This is a genomic window from Blautia sp. KLE_1732_HM_1032, assembly GCF_025147905.1.
Classification (GTDB): Bacteria; Bacillota; Clostridia; order Lachnospirales; family Lachnospiraceae; genus Blautia_A; species Blautia_A fusiformis.
In genome coordinates, this window is sequence record NZ_CP102266.1 from 2487311 (window position 1) to 2512497 (window position 25187).

General features: G+C 43.7%; 19 protein-coding genes. 4 read left to right on the forward strand and 15 right to left on the reverse strand.

Translation table 11 applies throughout. The features are described from left to right. Positions 1-341: 341 nt before the first annotated feature. From NQ489_RS11955 to NQ489_RS11995, 9 genes are all read right to left on the reverse strand, one after another. Entirely contained in the window at positions 342-704 is a 363-nt protein-coding gene (locus NQ489_RS11955; RefSeq protein WP_156906904.1) for an AEC family transporter, read from the reverse strand. Between the two features lie 27 nt (positions 705-731). After that, a complete protein-coding gene (locus NQ489_RS11960; RefSeq protein ID WP_044960967.1) occupies positions 732-1766 on the reverse strand; it encodes an alcohol dehydrogenase in 1035 nt (344 codons plus the stop codon). An 84-nt stretch (positions 1767-1850) separates the two neighbouring features. Beyond that, entirely contained in the window at positions 1851-2999 is a 1149-nt protein-coding gene (iadA, locus tag NQ489_RS11965; RefSeq protein ID WP_015524493.1) for a beta-aspartyl-peptidase, read from the reverse strand. 32 nt (positions 3000-3031) lie between these two features. Continuing rightward, the gene (gene yfcC / locus NQ489_RS11970; RefSeq protein WP_021650661.1) at positions 3032-4552 is read right to left on the reverse strand and encodes a putative basic amino acid antiporter YfcC; all 1521 of its coding nucleotides are present in this window, start codon (positions 4550-4552) and stop codon (positions 3032-3034) included. Positions 4553-4867: 315 nt separating this feature from the next. Next, a complete protein-coding gene (locus NQ489_RS11975) occupies positions 4868-6085 on the reverse strand; it encodes a carboxynorspermidine decarboxylase (RefSeq protein ID WP_021650662.1) in 1218 nt (405 codons plus the stop codon). After that, positions 6085-7344: a saccharopine dehydrogenase family protein gene (locus NQ489_RS11980; protein ID WP_021650663.1), complete on the reverse strand. Its 1260-nt coding sequence runs from the start codon at positions 7342-7344 to the stop codon at positions 6085-6087. Before NQ489_RS11980 ends, NQ489_RS11975 begins: the two co-directional genes overlap by 1 nt. 42 nt (positions 7345-7386) lie before the next feature. Next, entirely contained in the window at positions 7387-8244 is an 858-nt protein-coding gene (gene speB / locus NQ489_RS11985; RefSeq protein ID WP_015524486.1) for an agmatinase, read from the reverse strand. Positions 8245-8247: 3 nt separating this feature from the next. Further along, positions 8248-9102 carry a polyamine aminopropyltransferase gene (speE, locus tag NQ489_RS11990; protein WP_015524485.1) on the reverse strand — a complete coding sequence of 285 codons (855 nt, stop codon included), beginning with the start codon at positions 9100-9102 and terminating at the stop codon, positions 8248-8250. 5 nt (positions 9103-9107) lie between these two features. Next, positions 9108-10574 carry an aminotransferase class I/II-fold pyridoxal phosphate-dependent enzyme gene (locus tag NQ489_RS11995; RefSeq protein ID WP_021650664.1) on the reverse strand — a complete coding sequence of 489 codons (1467 nt, stop codon included), beginning with the start codon at positions 10572-10574 and terminating at the stop codon, positions 9108-9110. 570 nt (positions 10575-11144) lie between these two features. On the opposite strand from NQ489_RS11995, the gene NQ489_RS12000 reads away from it, so the two are divergent. Continuing rightward, positions 11145-12530, forward strand: coding sequence for an MATE family efflux transporter (locus NQ489_RS12000; RefSeq protein ID WP_021650667.1), 1386 nt, complete (start codon positions 11145-11147; stop codon positions 12528-12530). Positions 12531-12619: 89 nt separating this feature from the next. Here NQ489_RS12000 and NQ489_RS12005 read toward each other — a convergent pair whose 3' ends face one another. The 3 genes from NQ489_RS12005 to NQ489_RS12015 form a co-directional block, all read right to left on the reverse strand. Further along, positions 12620-14086, reverse strand: coding sequence for a sensor domain-containing diguanylate cyclase (locus NQ489_RS12005; protein ID WP_021650668.1), 1467 nt, complete (start codon positions 14084-14086; stop codon positions 12620-12622). A gap of 203 nt (positions 14087-14289) precedes the next feature. After that, positions 14290-16026, reverse strand: a complete 1737-nt coding sequence (locus tag NQ489_RS12010; RefSeq protein ID WP_021650669.1) for an adenine deaminase C-terminal domain-containing protein — start codon at positions 16024-16026, stop codon at positions 14290-14292. 15 nt (positions 16027-16041) lie between these two features. Beyond that, on the reverse strand, positions 16042-17346 hold the full coding sequence (locus NQ489_RS12015) for an NCS2 family permease (RefSeq protein ID WP_021650670.1): 1305 nt from the start codon (positions 17344-17346) through the stop codon (positions 16042-16044). 114 nt (positions 17347-17460) lie between these two features. On the opposite strand from NQ489_RS12015, the gene NQ489_RS12020 reads away from it, so the two are divergent. Both NQ489_RS12020 and NQ489_RS12025 read left to right on the forward strand, forming a co-directional pair. Then, on the forward strand, positions 17461-18369 hold the full coding sequence (locus NQ489_RS12020; protein WP_021650671.1) for a LysR family transcriptional regulator: 909 nt from the start codon (positions 17461-17463) through the stop codon (positions 18367-18369). Between the two features lie 215 nt (positions 18370-18584). Further along, complete coding sequence (locus NQ489_RS12025; protein WP_021650672.1) at positions 18585-19967, forward strand: alanine/glycine:cation symporter family protein; 1383 nt, start codon at positions 18585-18587, stop codon at positions 19965-19967. A gap of 107 nt (positions 19968-20074) precedes the next feature. Here the strand turns inward: NQ489_RS12025 and NQ489_RS12030 are convergent, their stop codons facing one another. The 3 genes from NQ489_RS12030 to NQ489_RS12040 all read right to left on the reverse strand — a co-directional run bounded on the left by NQ489_RS12030 (position 20075) and on the right by NQ489_RS12040 (position 23425). Further along, on the reverse strand, positions 20075-20578 hold the full coding sequence (locus tag NQ489_RS12030; RefSeq protein ID WP_021650673.1) for a gamma carbonic anhydrase family protein: 504 nt from the start codon (positions 20576-20578) through the stop codon (positions 20075-20077). Between the two features lie 100 nt (positions 20579-20678). Next, complete coding sequence (locus tag NQ489_RS12035; protein ID WP_021650674.1) at positions 20679-21710, reverse strand: LacI family DNA-binding transcriptional regulator; 1032 nt, start codon at positions 21708-21710, stop codon at positions 20679-20681. A gap of 224 nt (positions 21711-21934) precedes the next feature. Next, positions 21935-23425, reverse strand: coding sequence for an AAA family ATPase (locus tag NQ489_RS12040; protein ID WP_015524474.1), 1491 nt, complete (start codon positions 23423-23425; stop codon positions 21935-21937). A 287-nt stretch (positions 23426-23712) separates the two neighbouring features. Between NQ489_RS12040 and NQ489_RS12045 the strand changes: the two genes are divergently transcribed. Beyond that, on the forward strand, positions 23713-25086 hold the full coding sequence (locus tag NQ489_RS12045; protein ID WP_021650677.1) for an MATE family efflux transporter: 1374 nt from the start codon (positions 23713-23715) through the stop codon (positions 25084-25086). The last annotated feature ends 101 nt before the right edge of the window (positions 25087-25187 follow it).

The following is a 25187-nucleotide window of genomic DNA, read 5'->3' on the forward strand; positions in this document are numbered from 1 at the left end:
AGTCACCTGGTAGAACCAGATTAACGATTATCAGCAAGGGGTGCATACAATATATACCCGATTAACGATTGCCCCTACATTCCCGAATTTAAAGTCGTTTATTTGTAGTCTCCTGGTAGTCTCACCCCCGGCGGACGCCAAATTATGCCCCAGTTTGCTCCATTATTCCGAGGATTGCGAGTAGTCATGGAGTTCTGCCGTGGCAGATGAAAAATATTTTTATCATTGTTTTATTTCTCCTTGATTTGCCCGGAAATGCCCTGTTTTGCAATGGATTTCGGGGATTTGTGAAATGTGTGTTTTAGCTGCCATCTTGGCAAAATGGGGCAAGATTAAGGAAGTTATTGCGTGATCTTATCATTTCCAAGCAGAATACCAAACAGAGCATATCCCAGCATTCCAGCCTCATATCCTGTCAGTGTAAAGGGAAAATAGACATCCTTTTCCTTTACAAGTTTACAAAGCAGCCTTCCTGCAAAAATCCCACCTGCGGTCACTCCGAAGAAGGTAACCGGAAATATCACAGTATCTGCTTTAATACTTGCCCGATAAAAAGTATAAAACAATGAGATTGGAAGTGTAAAATTCATAACCAATGCCTGAAGTCCTTCAATTCCCTCTGGGCGGATCAGTTTTTTCTCTCTGCAGATTATCCCAATAATAAGCATTATGATCACGGGTAAAATTACTTGTGATAAACTCACTATTGTTCAGCCTCCCGTACCTGTTTCTCAGCATTCCACTGCTACTTTAATCACACCATCTCTCTTATTTTCGAACAATTCATATGCCTCTTCAATCCTGTTTAACGGATAGGTATGCGTAATCAGCGGTTCCGTGTTGATCTTACCTTCTGATATCAGCTTCAGAATTTCTTCGCAATCGCAGCCATCCACTCCACCTGTTTTAAAAGTGAGATTTTTACCATACATATCTGGGAGTGGTAACATCTGCGCTTTATCGTAAAGCGCAACCACTGTCACGATTGCATTTGGTCGGGCACATTCCCACGCCAGTTTAAATGTCGATTCTGCTCCGGCAACTTCAAGGACTGCATCAGCTCCACCATGCTCACTATTAGTCTTAACAAACTCTTTACAGTCTTCCGGTGAAACAGTAAGAGTCTCCGGATAATGCTCATTAATAAAGCGAATACGTGTCTCATCCTTTTCACATATAATGATCTTCGCTGGGTTTTTCAGCATAACACTAAGTAAAGTACATATTCCTGTTGGACCGGCTCCAATGATCAGTACAGTATCTTCCTCTGTGATTTCAGAAATACGTGCTGCCCAATAACCAGTAGCAAGAACATCTCCTACCAGTAAAGCCTGTCTGTCCGTAACACCTTCCGGGATTTTATTCAATCCCTGATCTGCAAAAGGAACCCGGACATATTCTGCCTGTCCCCCATCGATACGACAGCCAAGTGCCCAGCCACCATTCTTGTCGGTACAATTGTTTACATATCCTTTCTTACAGAAAAAACACTCTCCGCAAAAGGTTTCTACATTTACAGTCACCCGGTCTCCCGGTTTTACATGCGTCACCTTAGAACCGACTGCCTCAACAATACCTACCATCTCATGGCCAACTGTAATTCCCGGGACTGCACGCGGAACACTTCCGTGTTTAATATGCAGGTCACTGGAACAGATGCTGGCCAGTGTCACCTTTACAATAGCATCTCGTTCATGCATGAGCACTGGTTTCGGTTTTTCCATTAGTTCAAATTTTCCCTTTGAAACATATGTATAAGTCAGCATTATTTTGCCCCCATCTATTAGAATGTATGCTAGTAAAATATCCGGTACGGAACACATCTGTTCTTATACCGGATATTTCTGATTCTATTTTGTATACACTGTTTTACCTCTTGCTATTACCTCAACAAGCTGCAGGTCCTGATCCAGGATACAAAGATCCGCATCATAGCCCTCTTCAATCTTTCCTTTTCCATTAAGGCGAAGGATTTCTGCCGGATTGGATGTTATTGTTGAAAGTGCAATTTCCAACGGGATATCCGCTTTAAACACACACTCTTTAACTTCCTTCAGAAGGCAGCTGGACTGTCCAACGCCCATTCCAAGGAATTCGCCATCACTACTGTACATCGGAAGGCTTCCCTGTCCATCAGAAGAAATTGTCATGCGGTTAGGATTTACTCCTGCATCTAACATCCGTTTGATACCATTACATACTCGTACCTCATCACAGATAGTTTCCCAATAGTCAATATCTTCATTTCCGGTAAAATCTACTGCTCCGCCTTTCAGCGCATATTCCATTGACTTGCAGAAAAGCAGCTCATTTCGATTGATATGTGTTGGCAGTATTTGAGAAGTCGGTATCTCTGTCTCATCTACCACCCGTTCAATAAGATCTAAGCATCTCGGACTGTCACCAAGATGAACATTTACAATACCAGCTTTCCCGGAAAGAACACCACCAAGTCTTGTATCCGCAACGACACGTACAAATTCCTCAAAAGTCGGCTGTGAAGACCGATGATCAGAGATCGCGATTTCTCCAGTTCCAATGATTTCCTGAATCATCATAATATCTTTCACAATACTGTCAGTCAACGTACGAACCGGAATCTGATAACTGCCTGTATAACAGTATGCAGACATTCCCTGCTCATTCAATCCTTTTGTCTTTGCAACCAGTGCACATATATCACGACCGATTCCATCTGTTCCAAGACAGCCAACAACTGTTGTTACTCCAAACTTCGTAAGTCCTTCCATAGTTGCTTCTGGAGTACGATTGGCGAATCCACCTTCGCCACCGCCTCCGAGTACATGAACATGACTATCAATGAATCCCGGAGTTAAAAGTAACCCCTCTCCATTGATCATTTCTGCCTCAGAAAGAAATCCGTCTGCGGATATAGAACCTGGATCTTTAATCTTAATAATCTTATCATTGATCACAAGTACATCTTTTTTCCCCAGATGCTGTGGAGCATAAACATCAATATTCTGAATTAATTTCATCATAAATCACTCCCAATTATCCAATGCATGTTTTAGAATCCAATTCCAACTGCAATAAGAACTGTAATGATTGCACCAATCATTAAGACGCCAAGGAATTTCCACATGAATTTAATCCAGTTAGACCACTCAATCTTTGCAATTGCAAGAGATCCGATCAGACATCCGGATGTAGGAACAATCAGGTTTGTAAATGCATCACCAAGCTGGAATGCAACTACAGCTGTCTGTCGTGAAACACCTAACAGGTCTGACAGTGGAGCCATGATCGGCATTGTGATCGCAGCCTGTCCTGTTCCGGATACAACAAAGAAGTTAAATACGGACTGGAACAGATACATAAGTACTGCTGCAACCGCTCCGGAAACTCCAGACAATGCATTTGAAATATTATACATAATTGTATTGATAACTGTAGGTGTGGTCGGATCAGATCCACCAAGAACCTGCATGATACCCTGTGCCATAGCAACAACAAGTGCAGCACCAATCAGATCTTTTGCTCCATCTTTGAATGATATTGCGATATCATTCAGTTTCATGTCGTTCAGTTTAAAGATAACTCCGATCACACCGGAAACAATTCCCATAATGAAGAACTGTGTAGCAATCTCCGGCATGTAGTATCCTTGAGTCATAACTCCCCAAACTACCCATACTACTGTAGCAGCCAGTGTCAAAAGAACTAAAATGTGTCCAAGACCAAATGAATGTCCTTCGTCAATTCCTGTTTTTTCATTCTGCTCACGGAAATATGAATCAGTCTTATATGCGATTGAGATTGTCGGAGTCTTTTTGATCTTTGATGCATAGAACATAGTCATTCCACAGCCGAGTGCTGTAAATACTACCCACATTACCATACGGAATCCTGCTCCGGAGAATACGTCAATACCTGCAATACCCTGTGCAATACCTACAGAGAATGGATTCATCCAAGATGAACCAAAACCAATCTGTGTTGCAACATAAGTAACAAGAACTGCGATAACTGAATCATATCCAACTGCTACAAACAACGGACAAAGAATCATAGTAAACGGAAGCGCTTCTTCTCCCATCCCGAAAACTGCTCCACCAAGAGAAAACAGTACGAAAAGTATCGGAATCAGTAGTTTTTCTGCTCCCTCTGCCTTACGGATCAATCCGATCAATCCAGATTCAATCGCACCTGTACGGATCATGATACCGAATGCACCACCTACTACCATAAGAAATGCGATAATCTCGATTGCAGAACTATTTACGATTCCGTTATACATATAGTTGAAAAATCCTGTTCCACCATCTCCACTAAAGAGTGCTACTCCTTCTGTTACTACATTTCCTGTATCATCTGTCAGATACTGGAAACTTCCGTCTTTGATTACTGTACGGGTTTTCTCAACACCATTGATCATATATGAAATATCCTGTGTTTCGTAAAATCCCTTTGGTACAAGAAATGTCATAAGTGCTGCGAAAACAACTACAAAAAAGATGATAATGTAGGTATCAGGCACTTGGAATCCCTTGTTAAAAGACTTTAACCCTTTTCCTTCGTTTTTGCTCATTTTTGAATCTCCCTCCCATTTTTGATATACTATATTAGTGTACCACAAAATACTTAAAATCCAACTAAAACTTTACATATTTTATCAATTTTATTTGTTTTATAAGAACCTGTCAAATTATCTTAACCAAATGCAGATCCACACCTTTTTGAAACATGAAATAATCCCAGTATTTCCTGTATTTATGACACCAATAGCTACACCATGTCAGATTATGATCATTGGACCAGACTATATAAAAAAATGGTGTTGGATATTATGTTCAGCACCATTTTTCATTAAATCTGTCAATATTATTTTTCAAAAAAACTGCTCTTATTTCCTGCAGCGTCCAAGTCTGCCTTTAAAATCTTCATACCCAAAATCAGTAAGACGTTCCATGGTTTTATCACCATGTCTCAGCCATATATCAGGCAAAGGCATTCCATTAAAGGTATTGTTCTTGCAGGTTGTATAAATGGCCATATCACCAAACATGAGAATGTCTCCATACTTCAACGGCTCTGAAAAGCTGTAATCTCCTATGATATCTCCTGACAGGCAGGTTGGTCCTCCGAGCCGGATTGTGACTGCATTTTCTCCCGGTTCATCTGCTCCAAGAAGAGGAGGACGATAAGGCATTTCCAGAACATCCGGCATATGACAGGCAGCACTTCCATCCAAAATTGCAAGCCGGGTATCACCATTTTGCAGCACATCCAGAACAGTTGTCAAAAAAAATCCTGCATTTAAGGCCCATGCCTCTCCGGGCTCCAGATAAACATCTACTTTCCATTCTTCCTTTGCTGCGCTGATGCACTTCTCAAGCCGTGCAATATCATAGCCTGGTCTTGTAATATGATGTCCACCTCCCAGGTTCAGCCATTTCATCTGAGAAATCAGATCTCCGAATTTCGTCTTTACTGCTGTAAGAGTAGTTTCCAGATCAGAAGAGTCCTGCTCACAAAGGGTGTGAAAATGAATACCATCCAATAATCCGATCAGCTCCGGATGCTTTCTCACAGCAGTCTCCCACTGTGCCCTTGTGGTACCCATGCGGCTGCCTGGGGCACAGGGATCATAAATAGCATGTCCCTCCTGGGTAGAGCATTCCGGATTGATCCGAAGCCCTGCACTTTTCCCGGCCTCCTTCACTCTTTTTCCAAAGCGAAGAAGCTGAGAAGGAGAGTTAAACACTATATGATCTGCAAAGCTAAGCAGCTCCTCAAATTCATCCTCACGATATCCGGCGCAAAATACATGTACCTCTTTTCCGGGCATCTCCTGGGCACCAAGCCTGGCTTCGTACAGTCCGCTTGCTTCTGTTCCTGTCAAATATGGTTCCAAAAGATGATAGCAGTCATAATTACTGAAAGCCTTCTGTGCCAGGAGCATTTTGCAGCCTGTTCTCTTGGCAATATTCCCCATTAATTCTGCATTTTTTATAAGCGCCGCTTCGTCGAGAACATAACAAGGTGTTTTGATCTTCCGCAGCTCCGGCGGAATAATTCCGCCGGACGCTGCAAAGGGTGGTCTTGTATCTGTTCTTTCCATTAATCCACCAGCTCCGGATCATGATTTTCGCTGCGTGGAAGTCCATATTTGTCAAGTGCTTCCAGGAACGGATCCGGGTCAAATTCTTCTACTGTGTACACTCCCGGGCGGATCCATTTTCCGGTAAGCATCATTAATGCTCCGCACATAGCCGGAACGCCTGTCGTATAGCTGATTGCCTGACTTCCAACCTCTTTATAACATTCCTGGTGGTCACAAACATTGTAAATATAATAGGTTTTCTCTTTTCCATCCTTTACCCCGGTGAAAATGCAGCCAATATTAGTTTTTCCCTTAGTATGTGGACCCAGGCTGGCCGGATCCGGGAGAAGAGCCTTCAAAAACTGGATAGGAACGATTTCCTGTCCATTATAGTTGATCGGAGTAGTAGAAAGCATTCCCACATCCTCCAGACAGCGCATGTGATCCAGATAGCTCTGTCCGAAGGTCATAAAGAAACGAATTCTCTTTACACCCGGAATTGTCTGGGCAAGGGACTCGATCTCCTCGTGATGCAGAAGATACATATCTTTATCGCCGACCTGATCAAAATCATATTCCCGCTTGATCGCCATCGGAGGGATTTCCACCCAGTGTCCATTCTCCCAGTAGCTTCCGGGCGCACTTACCTCACGAAGATTGATTTCCGGATTAAAGTTGGTTGCAAATGCATATCCGTGGTCTCCTCCATTGCAGTCCAGAATATCAATGGTATCGATCTGGTCAAACTCATGCTTTAATGCATATGCACAATATGCCTGGGTAACACCCGGGTCAAAGCCGCAGCCAAGAAGTGCTGTAAGTCCTGCCTCTTCAAATTTCTTCCGGTATGCCCACTGCCAGGAATAATCAAAATATGCGGAAAATCCCGCTTCCTTGCAGCGTTTTTCGTAAATAGCACGCCATTTGGGATCATCCGTATCCTCCGGCTCATAGTTTGCCGTATCCATATAGTTTACACCACATGCCAGACATGCATCCATGATGGTCAGATCCTGGTACGGAAGCGCAATGTTCATTACCAGATCCGGTTTGTAACTATTGATCAGCTGGATCAGCTGGTTTACATCATCCGCATCCACCTTTGCGGTGGTAATAACTGTTTTTGTTTTTCCTTCCAGTTTCCGGGCAAGTGCATCACATTTTTCTTTTGTCCTGCTTGCTATACACAGTTCTGTAAATACAGTATCTGCCTGACAACACTTTTGAATTGCTACACTGGCTACTCCGCCGCAGCCGATTACAAGTACTCTGCTCATGTTTTTTGTCTCCTTTTTTATACTCAATTCTCGTAACTGTTTTTATTTTGCCACCGCCAGCAGCAGTTCCCTGACCACCTTACATGCTGTAGCTGTGGAAACACCGCTTGGATCCAGCATAGGTGCCAGCTCATTGACATCTGCTCCCACAATATTTAATTCTGATACCTTCCGGATAGCAGCAAGCAATTCAAGGAAGCTTACGCCTCCTGCCTCCGGTGTACCGGTTCCCGGAAATACAGATGGATCCAGACAGTCCAGATCAATGGTAAAATATACCGGAACCTGCTTCCTGGCCAATTCCTGTACGGTTTCTTCCAGGCCTTCAAAGGTAAAGGGATGAAAATCTGTATGCTCTTTTGCAAACCGGAATTCTTCTCTCTCCCCGCTTCGGATACAAAACTGATGTATCCGCCCATCTCCCAGAATATCATAGCATCTGCGGATAACACACGCATGACTTAAATGGGCACCAAGATAATCGTCTCTTAAATCTGCGTGCGCATCAAAATGAATAATATGAAGTCCCGGATATCTCCCGGCGACAGCTCTCACAGCAGCCAGTGTCACCAGATGCTCTCCCCCCAGAAGCAACGGCATTTTTCCCTCTTTCAGGATTTCCTCTGCACGATCCTGTATATCAGCAAGCGCCTTTTCACTGCTGCCGAAGCAAAGCTCTAGATCTCCACTGTCAAATACCCGGATATCCATAAGGTCACGATCCTGATAAGGGCTGTAGGTTTCCAGTCCAAAGCTTTCATGACGAATGGCAGAAGGACCGAACCTGGCTCCCGGACGAAAGCTTGTGGTCGAATCAAAGGGAGCTCCGTAAAGAACAATTTCTGCTTCCTCAAAGCTGCTGTCACAACCGATAAAATTTTCAATATTTGGTAAGATCATAAATCAGTCCTCCACCTCCTGAAGCATTTCCTCCAGAAAAGCCGGAAGATAAAATGCACCTTTGTGAAGCCTTGTAGTATAGTAACGGGTGCGAAGATTCAGTGAATTCCATGCCTTCGAATCCAGGTCATCCACAGGATGATATTTTTTACTTGCAAAGCCAAACAGCCAGTAGCCGGCAGCAAAGGTAGGAATATGAGCCTGGTAAACACGGCTGATCTGGAAAGTACTGGCAATTCTTTTGTGACTGCGCTGCATGGCATGCGCATCCTCGGAATAAAAAGGACTTCCCTGCTGATTGACCATGATTCCATCCGCCTTCAGCGCATTATAGCAGTTTCCGTAAAATTCACGGGTAAATAATCCCTCCGATGGGCCAAAGGGATCCGAGGAATCTACAATAATAAGATCATATTTATTTTCGCAGCGGCGTATATATTTCAACGCATTTTCGTAATGAAGGTGCACTCTCCTGTCATCCAGCCTGCAGGCATTTCCCGGAAGATATGCGCGACAGGCTTCTACTACCATAGGATCCATCTCTACCAGATCAATATGGCTGACACGGTCATACCTGGTCAGTTCACGTACAACTCCGCCGTCTCCTGCTCCGATCACAAGAATATCTTTAGCTTCTTTGTGAATAGCCATAGGTACATGCGTGATCATTTCGTCATAAATAAATTCGTCACGCTCTGTGAGCATTACATTACCGTCCAGTGTGAGTACCCTGCCAAATTCCGGTGTCTCAAAAATATCAATTCTCTGATAGTCGCTCTGCTTTGAATAAAGCTGACGGTTTACCCGGATACTATGCTTCACATCCGGTGTATGAAATTCCGAAAACCACATTTCCATTTTCTTTACCTCCCTGCCAGCACGTTTAAACGCAATATATCCGGATCTTCAGGGCCTGTCATATTGCATCCTTTTGCCTTGGCATATTCAATATAATCCAGGATTTCCGGAGTGATCCGTTCCCCCGGAGCCAAGATCGGGATTCCCGGAGGATAACACATTACAAACTCGCTGCATACCTTGCCTTCGGTTTCTCTGAGAGGAAGGCTGCATTTTTCTGCATAAAAAGCTTCCTGAGGACTTGTCACTACCTGAGGATCGATATATTCCTGATCCAGCAATCCTGATTTATCCTTCTGGAATCGCCTGCGGATCTCCGCAAGAGCACTTACCAGCCGCTCTATTTCCTGGACACGATCTCCGATCGACAGATAGGCCAGAATATTTCCGATATCACCAAATTCGATCTGAATATCATATTCATCTCTCAGTATATCGTAAACCTCAATCCCTGCAAGTCCGATATCCAGGGTATGTACACTTAATTTCGTAATGTCAAAATCAAAAACCGAATCTCCATTCACCAGTTCTTTTCCAAATGCGTAATAGCCGCCAATAGCATTGATCTCTTCCCTTGCATACTCTGCCATATCTGCTACCTGATGAAAAATCTGGCGTCCTCGCTGTGCAAGATTCCGGCGCGAAATGTCAAGACTTGACATCAGAAGATAGCTGCCTGAAGTAGTCTGAGTCAGATTGATGATCTGACGGACATAACCGGCATGAACACCTGGTCCTGTAAGAAGAAGGCTGGACTGGGTCAGGCTTCCGCCGCTTTTATGCATGGATACAGACGCCATATCTGCACCAGCTGCCATTGCCGAAACCGGCAGACCTCCGCCAAAATAAAAATGAGTTCCATGTGCCTCATCTGCCAGACACAGCATTCCTGCTTCATGAGCCATGCGTACAATTGCGCGAAGATCACTGCAGATTCCATAATAGGTGGGATTGTTCACCAGCACAGCCACCGCATTTGGGTGCTCCTTAATTGCCTTTGCCACCTGTTCACGTCGCATTCCAAGAGAAATCCCAAGTCTCTGATCCACCTCCGGATTCACATAGACCGGGATTGCTCCGCACAAAACCAGCGCATTCAGCACACTTCTGTGGACATTTCGGGGAAGAATGATCTCATCTCCCCTCTTACAGGCAGTTAGCACCATAGTCTGCACTGAGCTTGTAGTTCCTCCAACCATAAGAAATGCATGCGCTGCTCCAAAAGCATCTGCTGCCAGCTCTTCCGCCTCCCGAATCACAGATACAGGATGACAGAGATTATCAAGCGGCTTCATGCTGTTTACATCCACACCTACACATTTTTGTCCCAGAAATTCCGTAAGCTCCGGATTTCCTCTTCCTCTTTTATGTCCCGGCACATCGAAAGGTACTACTCTCATACGCAGGAATTTTTCCAGAGCTTCATGAATTGGAGCATGATTCTGGTCCAGTTTAAAACGACTTCTGTTCATTGCTTCTCCATTTCCAGTTCCTTTATCCGCACAAAAAAAGCAGGCCGATACAAAACCGTAAACCTGCTTAGATCATTCTTCCTGATTTTTTTCATCGCATATAAATGTGAGAATCCTCATATTTACATGAGATCAGAATCCGGATGATATATGTCAGAGTCTATATAGCAATCATACTTTTACTACTCTTATTGACCGTTTCACAAGTCTGCGCAACAGGCGCATGACGGTTATCAAAGGAACCAACTTATAAAATTTGAGCTTCTAACTCAATCAATAAGGCAACCAAAGTTACCATCAGCGGCAGTGGACCCGGCTGTCCGTATGGCCTTGACCCCAAAATGGAGTGGTCCAAAATAATTGCTTTGAAAAGACTCTTTCTTGTCCTTCAAAATCTTTATAAGCATAGCATATCTGAAAATTCATGTCAACTATCAAAATCGTTTAAATACTTATAGTATGAACCATTTATAATAATGTCAGAAGGATATTCTTCTCTTGAATCCCTCATATTTTCATGCTAATATATATAATTAAGCCAAAAACTACAAAATACAAAATGGAGGAAATATGAATCAAAAAAGTACATCTGCTCCCATAGCAGAAAACAAAATGGGGACCATGCCCGTAGGAAGGCTTGTACTAAACATGTCTCTGCCAATGATGATCTCCATGCTGGTGCAGGCATTGTACAATATTGTGGACAGTGTTTTCGTAGCCATGCTTTCCGAAAATGCTCTGACGGCAGTTTCCATGGCTTTTCCACTGCAGACACTTCTGATCGCAGTAGGTGCAGGTACCGGTGTGGGTATGAACGCACTGCTTTCCAAATCCCTTGGAGAAAAGAACTTTGAAAAAGCTGATCGGACAGCCAGCAATGCTGCTTTCCTGTATAGCTTAAGCTATCTGGTTTTCCTGATCCTTGGATTTACAGTAGTAAAACCATTTTATGCCAGCCAGGTACATAACGCAGACCCTGAGATCCTTAAATTTGGGATTGAATATCTGAGCACAGTTATGATATTCTCCTTTGGTCTGCTTGGACAGTTTTTCTTTGAACGTCTGCTCACATCCACAGGAAAAACCATATTCAGCATGACTTCTCAGCTGTGCGGTGCCATCACCAACATCATCCTTGACCCGATCCTGATCTTTGGTCTGTTCGGTGCTCCGAAAATGGGTGTTACCGGAGCTGCTGCAGCTACTGTGATCGGACAGTGTGTAGCCTGCGTCGTTGCAGGAATCTGCAACCATAAATTTAATCATGAAGTCCGGCTCAGCTTCAGGGGCTTCCGTCCTGACCTTAAGATCATCGGCCATATTTATGCAGTAGGTATTCCATCGATCATCATGCAGTCCATCAGTTCTATCATGACCTATTGCATGAATCTTATCCTGGTACAGTTCACAGTCACTGCAACTGCAGTATTTGGTGTTTACTTCAAATTGCAGAGTTTTTTCTTCATGCCTGTATTTGGACTTAACAACGGCATTACACCGATCATTGCCTATAATTATGGTGCACGCCACAGAAAGCGTATGCTTAAAACTGTCAAAGTCAGCATGTCCATCGCATTCTGTTTTACATTCATTGGTTTCCTTGCCTTTGAATTTATTCCGAAAACATTGCTGGGACTGTTCAGTGCTTCCGAAGATATGCTTACCATCGGAATCCCTGCACTTCGTATCATAGGAATCCACTATCTGATCGCATGGTTCTGTATCATTGCGGGAACTGTATTCCAGGCACTCGGAAAAGCTGTATTCAGTATGATCGTGTCTATCATGCGTCAGCTGTTTGTCCTGATACCTGCAGCTTATATCCTTGCTTCCATCGGTGGACTTCACGCAGTATGGTGGTCTTTCCCCATTGCGGAGATCATTTCTCTGATCGTGTCCGTAACTTTCCTAGTTGTCATAAACAGAACGATCATTCAAAAAATTCCGGAAGCATAAGGATATCAAAGCTTCCCATTCCAATTTATACAAAAAATGACAGAAGATTTCCTTTTTTCTCTTCAGGATATCTTCTGTCTTTTTTATTGTTATTTATAGATCCTGTAGCCATTCCTTCCGGAGCGTTTCACCTGATAAAGGGCAAGATCTGCTTTTTGATACAGTTCCATAAAGGTATCTCCATCCTGTGGTGCAAAAGCAATTCCTGCACTAAAAGTAAATGTATACTCTCCCATTCCTTCCATTCGGATCTCCCTGAGCTTTTCATGAAGATTTTTTATTCTGCTCTCCATATTTTCCCGGGAACCGATATTACAGAGCAGGATCACAAACTCATCCCCGCCGATACGCCCGATCACATCCTGTTCCCGGAACTGCTCTTTAAGAAAACCTCCCAGCATCTTTAATACATTATCTCCCATGACATGTCCGTAAACATCATTCACTTCTTTAAAATGATCCATATCCAGGATCAAAAAGCCATGAAAGCCTTCCGGAGCTTTTTCTCTCAGAATAGCATCGATCACCTTCTGCGTATTCTCTCTGTTATAAACGCCTGTAAGCGCATCCTTCTGGGCAGAACGTACCAATTCCGCTTTCTCCTGATTATTTCTTACAACAATATACAGGAGCAGGAGCAGCACCAGAATACAGAAGCTTCCCATAAATAGGATTTCATAACCAGAAATGAATTCATAAGCCTGCTGTGCACTTTTTACAGGAATTGCATAACAGATCATCCAGTCATTGTATCCAAGAGGCATATATGCCAGATACCGGTCCTCTTCTTTTCTCTCTTTGAGACTAAACTTCACCAGACCACTTTCGCCAACTTTAAAATCTTCCTGAATATCCTGAAGAGTATTCTTTCCTTTGAGATTTTTTTCTCCGTAATATTTAAAAAGATTGATTCCATATGTGATCTCCGTACCAGACGCCGAACCACTGTCAAAGGCAATGATCTCTCCATCACTTGTAGCCAGAAGACTGTTTCCCGCTCCATCAAAAAGATCATTAAAAAGCATATGGCTCAGCGCTGTAACATTACAGGATCCGCCCAACACACCGATCACTTTATGGTCTTTGTATACCGGCACACCTAAAACCACCCGCACCTTATGGTCCACACTGCTTTCCAGGGGATTGCTGATGGTCTGCGCTCCACTGATAGCCTCCTGAAAATATCTGCGATGAGAAACATTCTTGGTTACTCCATTGTCGTAGTATGCATCTCCATTCTTATCAATAAGAGCAGCCCTCTCCAGGTCTGTCTTTTCATAAATAGATATCAGTTGTTCTTTATTTTCTTCTGAAAAAAGTTCTTCTGATTTTCCCATTGCAGAGGCAATCTCATTCAGATATTGATAATTAATATCCAGTATCGTCCGCAAATGTTCACTTTGTCTCTGCACATTTATCTTCAATGTATTCTGAGAATTCACCTGTACAGCCCTCTGCACACACTCGAAAAAAATAAGAATCCCTGCTATAACCGCCAAGATAAAAACGCCGGTTGCCATAACATAATTTTTTAATTCAAAGTGATTCTTTTTCATACGTTTTCTCCTGATCTAACCTTTTTTGTCCTGCATTTTTATTTTACCATGATTTTTGTTTTTTCTCTATAACAAAAAATCTGCAGATTCCAATCATAAGATTGAAAAATGCAGATTTTTTACAACGATATCTGATTATTATGCCTTATTATGCCGCCTTCCGCGACTCACGTCCGGCTTATATTGCTGCAATAAGAACAACGTTATTTATTTTTCTTTGTGTTTACGATCAGCGGAACAATTTCTCCTTTTTTTACATCCACCAGTCCCTTATCAGTCAGCTTCAGTGCCGGGCTTACCGGTAATCCAAGTGTTGCCACTGACATGATCGGATTATTATGCACATATCCCAGATCTGTAAGGCTTTTTCTTACCGCCTTCAATGCAAGGCCATTCTCCCTGATTGATTCTTCGGATAAAAGCCCACATACCGGAAGTGCAAGTTCAGAAAGGATCCTTCCATCTTTTACTGTCAGAAATCCCCCCTGCAGTTCCCGGATCCTGTTTACAGCAAATAACATATCATCCGGAGAGCTTCCTGCCACAAAGAGATTATGATGATCATGAAAATATGTTGTTGCCACAGTTCCCTTTTTCAAGCAGGAGCCTGTAAGAAATCCATAGCCGATATTTCCGTTCTTCCCATGACGTTCCACCACCATAGCCAGAAGACATCCGCTGTTTTCCCAGCAGATCTTTCCGGCTTTCACCGGCATTTCCACCAGTTTTTCAGTAGTATGGGTACGATCCGGATTGATCTCTATCACACGAACCGTTGCATATCCTTCCTGAAAAGGAGCATTCACCTGAAAATCCTTCAGAAAAATATCCGGAAGCTGTACACTCCGGTAAAAATCTGCCGGAAATTCATATGTGGAAGCAGACAGCGGCAACTGCGGTTCATCCTTTGCATAAATCGGAACACCATTTTTGAATACAGCTTCCGGTTTAAGAACGGACGGATCTTTAAGCAGCATAAAGTCCGCAAGTTTTCCCGGTGCGATAGCTCCTCTGTCATAAAAATGCATCCGCTGACACGGTGTATATGTGGCACAGTAGATTGCCTGTTCCATCGGAAATCCCATATCGATCGCTTTCTGTACCACTGCATTCAGCGGTCCCTGCTCATACAAAACATCTGCCATAGTATCATCTGTTACAAAGGAACAATACTCGTAGAGCTGGTTCTGGCAGATATATTCCAGGATTTCCGGTTTCAGCATTTTATCCTGGATCTCAAAAAACATTCCGTTTTCGATCCGCTGCTTTACTTCCTCAAGAGTATGTTCTGTATGATCACCATTAATACCCAGATAAAGAAACTTTGCAAGATCCAGATCCAGTAATGACGGACAGTGTCCCTCGATCACATATCCCGGATGGTCTTTTTTCAGATATTCCAGAAACCGGCTGATCTCCAGATCATTTTCCCGGATGATCTGCCGGTAATTCATGATTTCGCCTACACATACCACATCTTTTTCTTCCAGCAGATGCTTCATTGCACTGCAGTCAATGATCCCGCCTGTTGTTTCCAGCTTTTCACTGGTTGACGGAACGCTGCTTGGAATCCCGTAAAAAATATCAATAGGTGCATTCTTTGCCGCCGAAATCATTTCCAGAATCCCTCGGATCCCTTTGACATTGGCCATTTCGTGAGGCTCTGAAACCACCGTCGTCACACCATTTTCTCCTGCACATTTTCCAAAAAAAGCCGGTGTGGCCATAGAACTCTCAATATGCATGTGAATATCTGTCAGTCCTGGAATCATGTATGATCCCTTTGCATCGATCACATTGTCAGTCTGAAGATCCGTATCCTGTTTTCTGTCTATGTAATAAAATTTTCCATCTTTCACCGCAACATTGGCAGATATGAATTTCTTAAGATAGGAATTAAATACCTTTGCGTTTTTGATCAGCAGATGAACCTGCTCCATACCATTTCACCATCCTTAGATAATTGAATAAAAATACAACAGACAGACTGCTACCAGTACATACATGACCGGTTCAACCTTTTTGATCTTTCCTGCTGCGATCTTCATAACGAGATAAGCCGGAAGCGCCACGCAGATACCATTTGCGATATTATTTGCAAAAATCGTAAAGGTTACACATAAAAATGCCGGAATATACTCTGTAATATCCGAATAATCAATATTTCTCATAGCACCAAGCATATTGATGCCGATATAGATCAGCACCGGACCGGTTGCCGCAGATGGGATCACAAGAGCCAGTGGTGCCAGAAACAGCGAAAGTCCGAAGAAAATGCTTGTAAAAATAACCGTAAGTCCCGTTTTTCCTCCTGCTTCTACGCCTGCAGATGACTCCAGATAAGTAGTAAGACTCGGCATTCCAAACAATGCTCCAAAGCTTGTTGCAATCGCATCTACCTTAAAGCATTTATCAATACCCGGAAGATTTCCATCCTTATCCAGATAGCCTGCCTTTGCTCCCACTCCCAGAACTGTTCCGAATGTAGAAAAGAAATCCGGTACAAACAGAGCGATCAGAAATGGAATATAAGCAAAATTCAGCGCTCCCATAAAATCAACTTTCAGGAACTGATGGCCGATACCTGCCGGAAATGCAAAAATGGATTCCGGAGCATGTGTAACACCGAAAGGAATTCCTGCCAGAGTGGTCAGCAGGATCGCAAGAATCATACCACCCGGAATATTTCGTACCTTGATCACCAGAAGGATCAGAAATCCGATCACTGCTACGATCACAGATGGAGATGCAAGATCTCCAAAGGAAAGACAGTTTTTTGCATCATTTGCCACGATCAATCCACAGTTTTTTGCACCAAGAAGTGCGATAAACAGACCAATACCGGCACTAACCGCTTGTTTCAGGCTTACCGGGATCACACGTACCACGGCTTCTCTCAGACCAAAGAATGAAATTATGATAAAAAGAACACCACTCCAGAATATCACACCTGCTGCGATCGGCATACTTACGCCTTCATTGGTAATCATAGACGCAATAATTCCAACGCTTCCAAGTCCCGGAGCCAGAGCAAACGGTCGATTGGTAACCAATGCCATTGCACAGCTGGTCACAATGATCAGAATGATCATAGCTGTCAGAGTCGTGTGTTTATCATAACCGGCGCCTGCCAGAATATTTGGGATCGTGGCAAGCACATATGCCATAGTTACAAAAGTTGTCAGTCCTGCCAGAAGTTCTGTTTTTATATTTGTATTGAACTCAGACAGTCTGAACTGTTTTTCCAGCCAGTTTTTCATTTATTTTTTCCCCCTTGATATGATGATAGGATGTATTGTAAAATATGCATATCAGGAAGTCAAATTCATATTATACATAAAAATTATACCAAAATGGAATAATTGGAGGAAAACATGAACTATCATGAACTGAAGTACATTCTCTGCATTGCCAAATATCAGAATCTTACAAAAGCCGCACAGGAGCTTTATATTTCCCAGCCAACCCTGACCAAGCATCTCCAGAAACTGGAACGAGAAATGGGGACCAAGCTGTTCAGCCGCAGCGGAAACAGCTATACACCTACCTTTGCGGGCCGCAAATATATGGAGTATACCCGAAAGATCCTGCAGATACAACAGGACTGGGAAAAAGAGCTGAAAGATCTTACAGAAAATAATGAAGGAGAACTGAACGTTGCTTTCCCACTGATGAGGAGTACCTGTATGGTTCCTCAGATCATGACCTCTTTTTTTCAAAAATATCCTAAAGTAAAGGTCAATATCCTGGAAGAGGCATATTCTATCCAGGAAAAACTTCTGCTCAATGATCAGCTTGATTTTGGCATTTTCAATGAAGTACATAAACACCCCAAGCTGGAATACGAACTGCTGAAAAAAGAAGAAATCCTTCTGATCATGCCTCCGGAGCACCCATTGGCTGCTGCCGGCAGTGTATCCACTCACGGCATATACCCGAAGCTTGATCTCTCACTTCTGGCAGAAGAGCCTTTTATCCTGCATTTTCCGGAACAGACTACCGGACAGCTTTCGCTGGAAGCATTGAAAGCTGCCCATATCAAGCCTTATGTGCCAATACAGAGCCGCAACACAGAAACCTGTGTCAAACTCTGCATGCAAGGACTTGGTATGTGTTTCACCCCGGAAACCTATGTTCAAAATATGGACCTCCCTGTAAAACCAGCCTGTTTTTCCATTGGTGAAGATGGCGTCTTCAGCACACTGACAATTGCATACCGAAAAGGTACCTATCTCCCACAGTACGCCCGGGATTTTATATGTACTGCGAAGAAGGTCCTGTAGTGTTTTGATCAACATATATTGAAGCAAAAAATCTTCTGTTCAGAGGGAATATTTTTATTGCATTATTCTGAATATTCCTGTATAATTGACACAATAATCAAAACTTAAGAGCGTAACGTACAAGGGCGTACAGCACATATTTCCTATGTCTGTACGCCCTTGTGCTATTTCTGCAGTCCTGCGATATTTCGCTTTGAGAAAGGGAGGAGATTTCTATGATGAATGCAATCGGAAGTGTGATAAACCAGATCGACAGTCTGGTGTGGGGCTGGTGGATGATCATTTTACTTCTGGGCACCCATATTTTCATGACCATCCGTACCGGTGTGATCCAGCGTAAGATCGGTACCGCCATTCGCCTGTCTGTCACCAAAGATACCAATGCGGAAGGTGAAGTCAGCCAGTTTGGCGCCCTGACAACAGCCCTTGCTTCCACTATTGGAACCGGAAATATCATCGGGGTCGGTACTGCCATTGCTCTTGGCGGTCCCGGTGCAGTCCTCTGGTGCTGGCTTACCGGTGTCTTCGGAATCGCCACCAAATACAGTGAGTCTCTCATCGCTGTAAAATACCGCGTCAAAACCAAAGACGGCCGTATGCAGGGTGGTGCTATGTATGCCCTGGAGCGCGGATTAAATATGCGCTGGCTTGGTCTGATCTTTGCCTTTTTCGGTGGCTTTGCTTCCTTTGGAATCGGATGTGCTACCCAGGTCAATGCCATTGCAACGGTATGTAATGAGAACCTTCATATTTCGCCAGCAGCGATCGGCATTGCTGTGGCAGTTCTTACTGCCCTTGTTATTTTCGGCGGGATCAAATCCATCGCCAATGTATGTGAACGTCTTGTTCCGTTTATGGCATTTTTCTATGTGATCGGATGTATCATCATCCTGGGGATCAATTTCGATTTTATCATTCCCGCAGTAAAAACCATCTGCAAATTTGCTTTTACCCCTGGTGCTGCTGCAGGAGGTCTTGTAGGACGTGGTATCATGATGGCCATGCAGTATGGAATCGCAAGAGGACTTTTTTCCAATGAATCCGGTATGGGTTCTGCCCCCATCGCCGCTGCTGCCGCACAGACAAGAAATCCGGTTCGTCAGGCTCTCGTTTCCAGCACCGGTACATTCTGGGATACCGTTGTGGTATGTCTGATGACCGGTCTTGTTCTGGTAACCAGTATTATGAAAAATCCTTCGATCGACATGGGAAATATCACTGATGGCGGTGTTCTTACTACACTGGCTTTTCAGCAGATCCCGGTTCTTGGTCCTGTGATCCTTGTAGTGGGTATCATTTCCTTCGCATATTCTACAGTCCTTGGATGGGCATATTATGGCGAGCGGTGCGTGGAGTATTTCTCCGGCAAAAAGGGACTCATCCCCTATCGTGTGCTGTATATTGCGGTAGCTGCCATCTCCCCTGTTATTTCTCTGAACCTGGTATGGACCGTAGCGGATATCCTGAATGCACTGATGGCTATTCCAAACCTGATCGCAGTACTACTGCTTTCCAATGTGATCGTAAAAGAGACCAAAAAATATATCAACGATCTGGATGCACGGGATGACACACCGGTGGAAGTGATCGATAAATAAAAAAACGATAAATATAAGCATTTTATATAACAAAGTTACAGCTCCGACTGCTTCTCATATTACAAAGCAGTCGGAGCTGTCCGTTTACAAATGTCTTCTTCACTTTTTTATAATACATCCTGCGCTTTCATCTCTTCGGACACAGCAAGATATTCTTTGCTGTTTTCCACGATACCAAGCTTCTCTTCCCAGGTAAGGTTTCGTTTGATCCTGGCCGGACTTCCCATTACCAGGGAGCCATCCGGGATCACCGTATTTTTAGTCACAAGGCTTCCGGCTCCTATGATACAGTCGTTTCCGATCTTTGCACCATCCAGGATCACGGCTCCCATTCCGATCAATGTCCGGTCTCCGATGGTACATCCATGGATCACCGCATTATGTCCCACAGTAACGTTGTTTCCGATATGGACCGGCATGTTGTGGCTCACATGAATGGTACAGTTTTCCTGGATATTGGTTTCTTCTCCGATCACTACCGGCGCATCATCTCCGCGGATCACCGCATAATATAATACACAGCTGTCACGGCCGATCGTTACATTTCCAAGGATCACAGACTGCTTTGCGATCCTGGCACCTTCTGCGATCTTTACATTTTTATAATTCATTTTTCCTCCTGAATCTGCTTTTTTTCTGTACAGAACCTTGGTATATAATCTGACTATAGACTCCGTGCACAACAGCAATTTTAATGTTTATACTGACTTTTTAACCCATATTATATTTCGTCCGGATCACAATATCTGTATACTGGTATTCCTTTTCCGGTGCCTTGCTGTCAAAGAGAAGCTGGAACAAAATAATCACCGGAGAATGTCCCTGTACAGCCGCATCCTGACCGATAAGGAAATTGATCGTCCCCTCTTTCAGCCATTTCAGATTTTCTTCCAGGAAATCATTGGCGATCACATGCATGGTTTTATCCTTTCCAAGCTTCTGCAAGGTCTGGCAGACACCCTTTACACCATGACCCGTAATATAGATCCCGGTCAGCTCCGGATAAAGCTCCAGAAATTCTTCCACGATCTTGGATGCCACCCATTCGTCATCATAAGAATACCTTATATCCACGATCTCGATTCCCGGAAAGCTTTCTTTAATCTCTGTCGTAAATCCTTTCTGCCTGCTGATCAGACCAGGATTGGCAACCTGTCCGGAAATTATGGCAACCTGCCCGTTTCCGCCTGTCATCTCCCACATCAGGCCTGCTGCCGTACGACCGGCCTGAAAGGTATCCTGTCCCACAAAACATAACCTTTTTGTATCTTCCAGATCCGCATTAAAGGTAACTATCGGAATTCCATACTCTTCCTGATACTGATCGATCCTCGCTCTCAAAAGCTGATCCTCTGATGGAGTCAGCGCGATTCCATTAAACCCCTTTTCCCGGAGTTCTTCCATTGCAGCCATTACTTTTTCCGGTTCCACGCCTTCGATCTCATAGATCTTTACTGTTCCGCCAAAGCTCTCCACTTCTTCTTTTGCTTCCAGGACTCCCTTTAAAACCTGCTGCATAAAAGGAGTCTCCATATACTGAAGGATCACACCGATACGGATTTTCCTCTTTGCCATGGCAAGGGCACGACCGGCACGGCTGGGCTGATATCCCATCTCCCGGGCGATCCTTTTGATCCTTTCCTCTACTTCCGGGCGGATACGGCCTCTGTTGTTCAGTGCCCTGTCCACAGTGCCTCTTGAAACTCCTGCTGCTTCCGCAATCTGTTGTAATGTTACTGCCATATTTTACCCTCCAAAACCTCTCCTGTGTGCTTTGTGTTCACGCGCACGCTCTTTTATCTCATTATACACATTTACACTTTCTCAGGCAATCCCTGATTTCATTATTTTATAATTTTCCTTTACGATCAGACAGGCCCGGCATACACAGGTGCATTCCCTCAGCCAAAAATGCTTCCGAAAAAATCTCCGGAAGCATTTTTATCATTACAAAACAGATCCCTTTGTCAGTCCAGAAGCTCCTGTACCATCTCGGGGGTAAAGGTTACAGCCTTCACATGATCTACCTCGATCTGATACAGGGCATTGGCCGCAATATGCTCCGCAGCCTGCTCCAGATCACGGATTCCTGTGGTATCTTCAAATTTCTTAATTACTGCGTCCAGCGCCTCATCCGTTACGATACATTCTTCCTGTTTCAGGCTCATGCGTTTCAGAACCTTGGGAAGCGCAAATCGGGAAAAGATGATCTTCTTTTCCTCCGGTGTGTAATCCGGAATATCGATCACTGCAAAACGTGACATCAAAGGTGCGCTGATCTGTGCCTTATCATTGGCTGTGGCAATAGGATAGACACCAACTGTCGGAACCATACATTCCATATAGTTATCTGTAAAACCAAGGTTATCCAGCAGTGTCAAAAGCACGTCTGCCGGATTTCCGTTTCCTTTACCTGATGCAGCCTTGTCAAGCTCATTGATGATAAATACCAGATTGGATTCTCCTGCCATGGAAAAAGCCTCCATGATGATTCCAGGCTTGGCATTTGCATAAACACGAGAGCTTCCTGTAAGCTGTTCCGGATCATTGATCGAACTCATATCCAGGGTTGTCCACGGCATTTTCAGGATTCTTGCAACTGCATAAGCGATCTGAGATTTACCGGTACCTGCCGGTCCTACAAGAAGCAGTCCGTAAGCAGGAAGTGTATGAGTACGGTTGATCTGAATGATCGTCTCAATGATCCTCTGTTTTACACGCTCCATTCCATAAAGCTCCTCATCCAGGATACGGCGTGCTTCCTTCGGATCAATAGACTCAAAATAATTATGCTTCCACTGAATATTCATCATGATGGAAAGTGCTCTCTGGGCATGGCGTCTTTCCTCCTGAGAAACCTCATGAGAACGGGCAACTGCCAGATTTCTTCTTGCCCAGAGACGGATATTATCCGGCATAGTCTTTCCGGCACAGTTCATAAAGTCGGTGATACTCTGAATACTGGTAAGCTTCATATCGTCACCGTCTTCTTCCTCCTCATCGTTCTCATTTTCTTCTGCCGGCGCACTGCTTGCAAACAGACGCTCGATCATAAACTGAAGAAATCCGTCCTCAGCAGAAAGCTTGGTGCCTCCGCCAAAAGCGATCTCGCGGATTTTGTAAACAGCATATCCTTCTTCTGTATTCTGTCCTGAAAGACGGATGTTGATATGATTTTCTCCGAGCCATTTGATCAGGCTTGTAAAACGGGAATCGATCTTCAGGATGTCTGCCGGAAAAACACCGTCCTCTTCCTTAAACTCAAATGCAGTCTGCTTCGCAGGATTGGAAAAATATCCGCAAGAATGATGTTTCCACTCTCTTTTGCTGTTATCCAGGATCAGCACCGGTTTCTCCGGTGTGGCTTTTGTTTCATTGGAACGAAACGTTGTATATGTGCACTGGCTTTTTGTCTCTTTTTTATCTGCCGGTGCTGCGCTGAAATCAAAAACTGGCATATTTTTTACTCCTCTTTCTCTGAAAAATATCTTCATTCAGTTTATCATGGATTGGAAATCTCAACAACTGCTGATATGGTTTTTTATGCATTTTTTATTCATTTTTTGTATTCGTCATTTTCCCGTAAGTTGTTTAAACAATTTTGCAGTTTGCCGATTGACACTGCCTGTAAACTATGTTATCGTGCAATCATGTCTGCTTTCATTTTTTACAAAAGCTGACACAGTTACCATGTATGTGATCTACTGGTTTTCACGTCATTGTAATTGTATTTTTGGAGGAAGAAATGAGAAATCAACTTTCACAGCGGGATGATTTTTATCCACAGATCGTTAAGCTTGTCATCCCCATCATCATTCAGAACCTGCTAAGTGCAGCAGTAAATTCTGCCGATGTTATCATGCTGAACTTTGTAGGTCAGTCATCCATCTCCGCAGTATCTCTAGCAGCGAATTATTCCAATGTCCTGTTTATGGTATATTACGGTCTTGGTACGGGAGCCACCCTGCTTTGTGCCCAGTATTATGGAAAGGGAGATTACAAAGCCATTCAGATCATCGAGGGAATCGCTCTTCGTTTTTCCATGATCATCTCTGTTCTCGTGGCGCTCGTTGCATTTACCATGCCACAGATGATGATGAAGCTGTTCACCAACGATCCGAAGCTTCTGGCCATTGGTTCTTCCTATATCCGCATTATGGGTATCACCTATATCTGCTGGGGTATGACGGAGGTTTATCTGGCTGTTCTTCGAAGCATTGGACGGGTGACTACCAGCATGGCGATGAATATGCTGGCCTTTGGACTGAATATTCTTTTGAATGCGACTTTTATCTTCGGATTGTTCGGAGCACCCAAGCTTGGTGCTACCGGTGTGGCTATTGCTACTGCACTTTCCAGAATGATCGAGCTGATCGCCTGTTTTATTGTTTCTGCTTTCAGCAAAAATGTCCGACTGGATCTCCGATGTATGTTCACAAAAAACAAACTGCTGTTCAGTGATTTCGTGCGGCTTTCCCTGCCGGCTCTTGGCAATGATATTTCCTGGAGTATTGGTTTTTCCATGTACTCTGTAATCCTGGGGCATCTTGGTACGGATGCGGTTGCTGCCAATTCTCTGGTTGTAGTAGTCCGTAATATCGGCTCTGTTTTCTGTTTCGGTATTGCCAGTGCAGGAGGTATCCTTCTAGGCAATGTTATGGGGCAGGGCGATCTGGAACGTTCCAGGCGTTATGCTTCCAAAACACTGAAGCTTACTGTTATTGCAGGTTTTTTGGGCGGACTTATCGTTCTTGCCATCACACCGTTCGTAATGAGATTTGCGTCCCTGACACCCACTGCCATGCATTATCTGAAATATATGCTTCTGATCAACAGCTACTATATTATGGGGTCTGCCGTAAATACAACCCTGATCGCCGGTGTGTTCCGGGCAGGTGGTGATACAAAGTTTGGTCTGATCTGTGATACCATTGATATGTGGATATATGCAGTACCCCTTGGATTCTTCGCTGCTTTTGTACTGAAGCTGCCGGTTATGTGGGTGTATTTTCTGCTCTGTACGGATGAATTTGTGAAGTGGCCATGGGTGATCAAAAGGTATCTCAGTGGGAAGTGGGCTAAGAATATTACCCGTGAGAATATATTTGAAAATAAATAGAATACAGAAACATTTTAGACGGCTGGAATCTGCGTTATTTTTCAAAAATTCGCTGTTTGAGCGAAGAAAGTTTCGGACTTTTGGAAAATAACTTTAGCAGG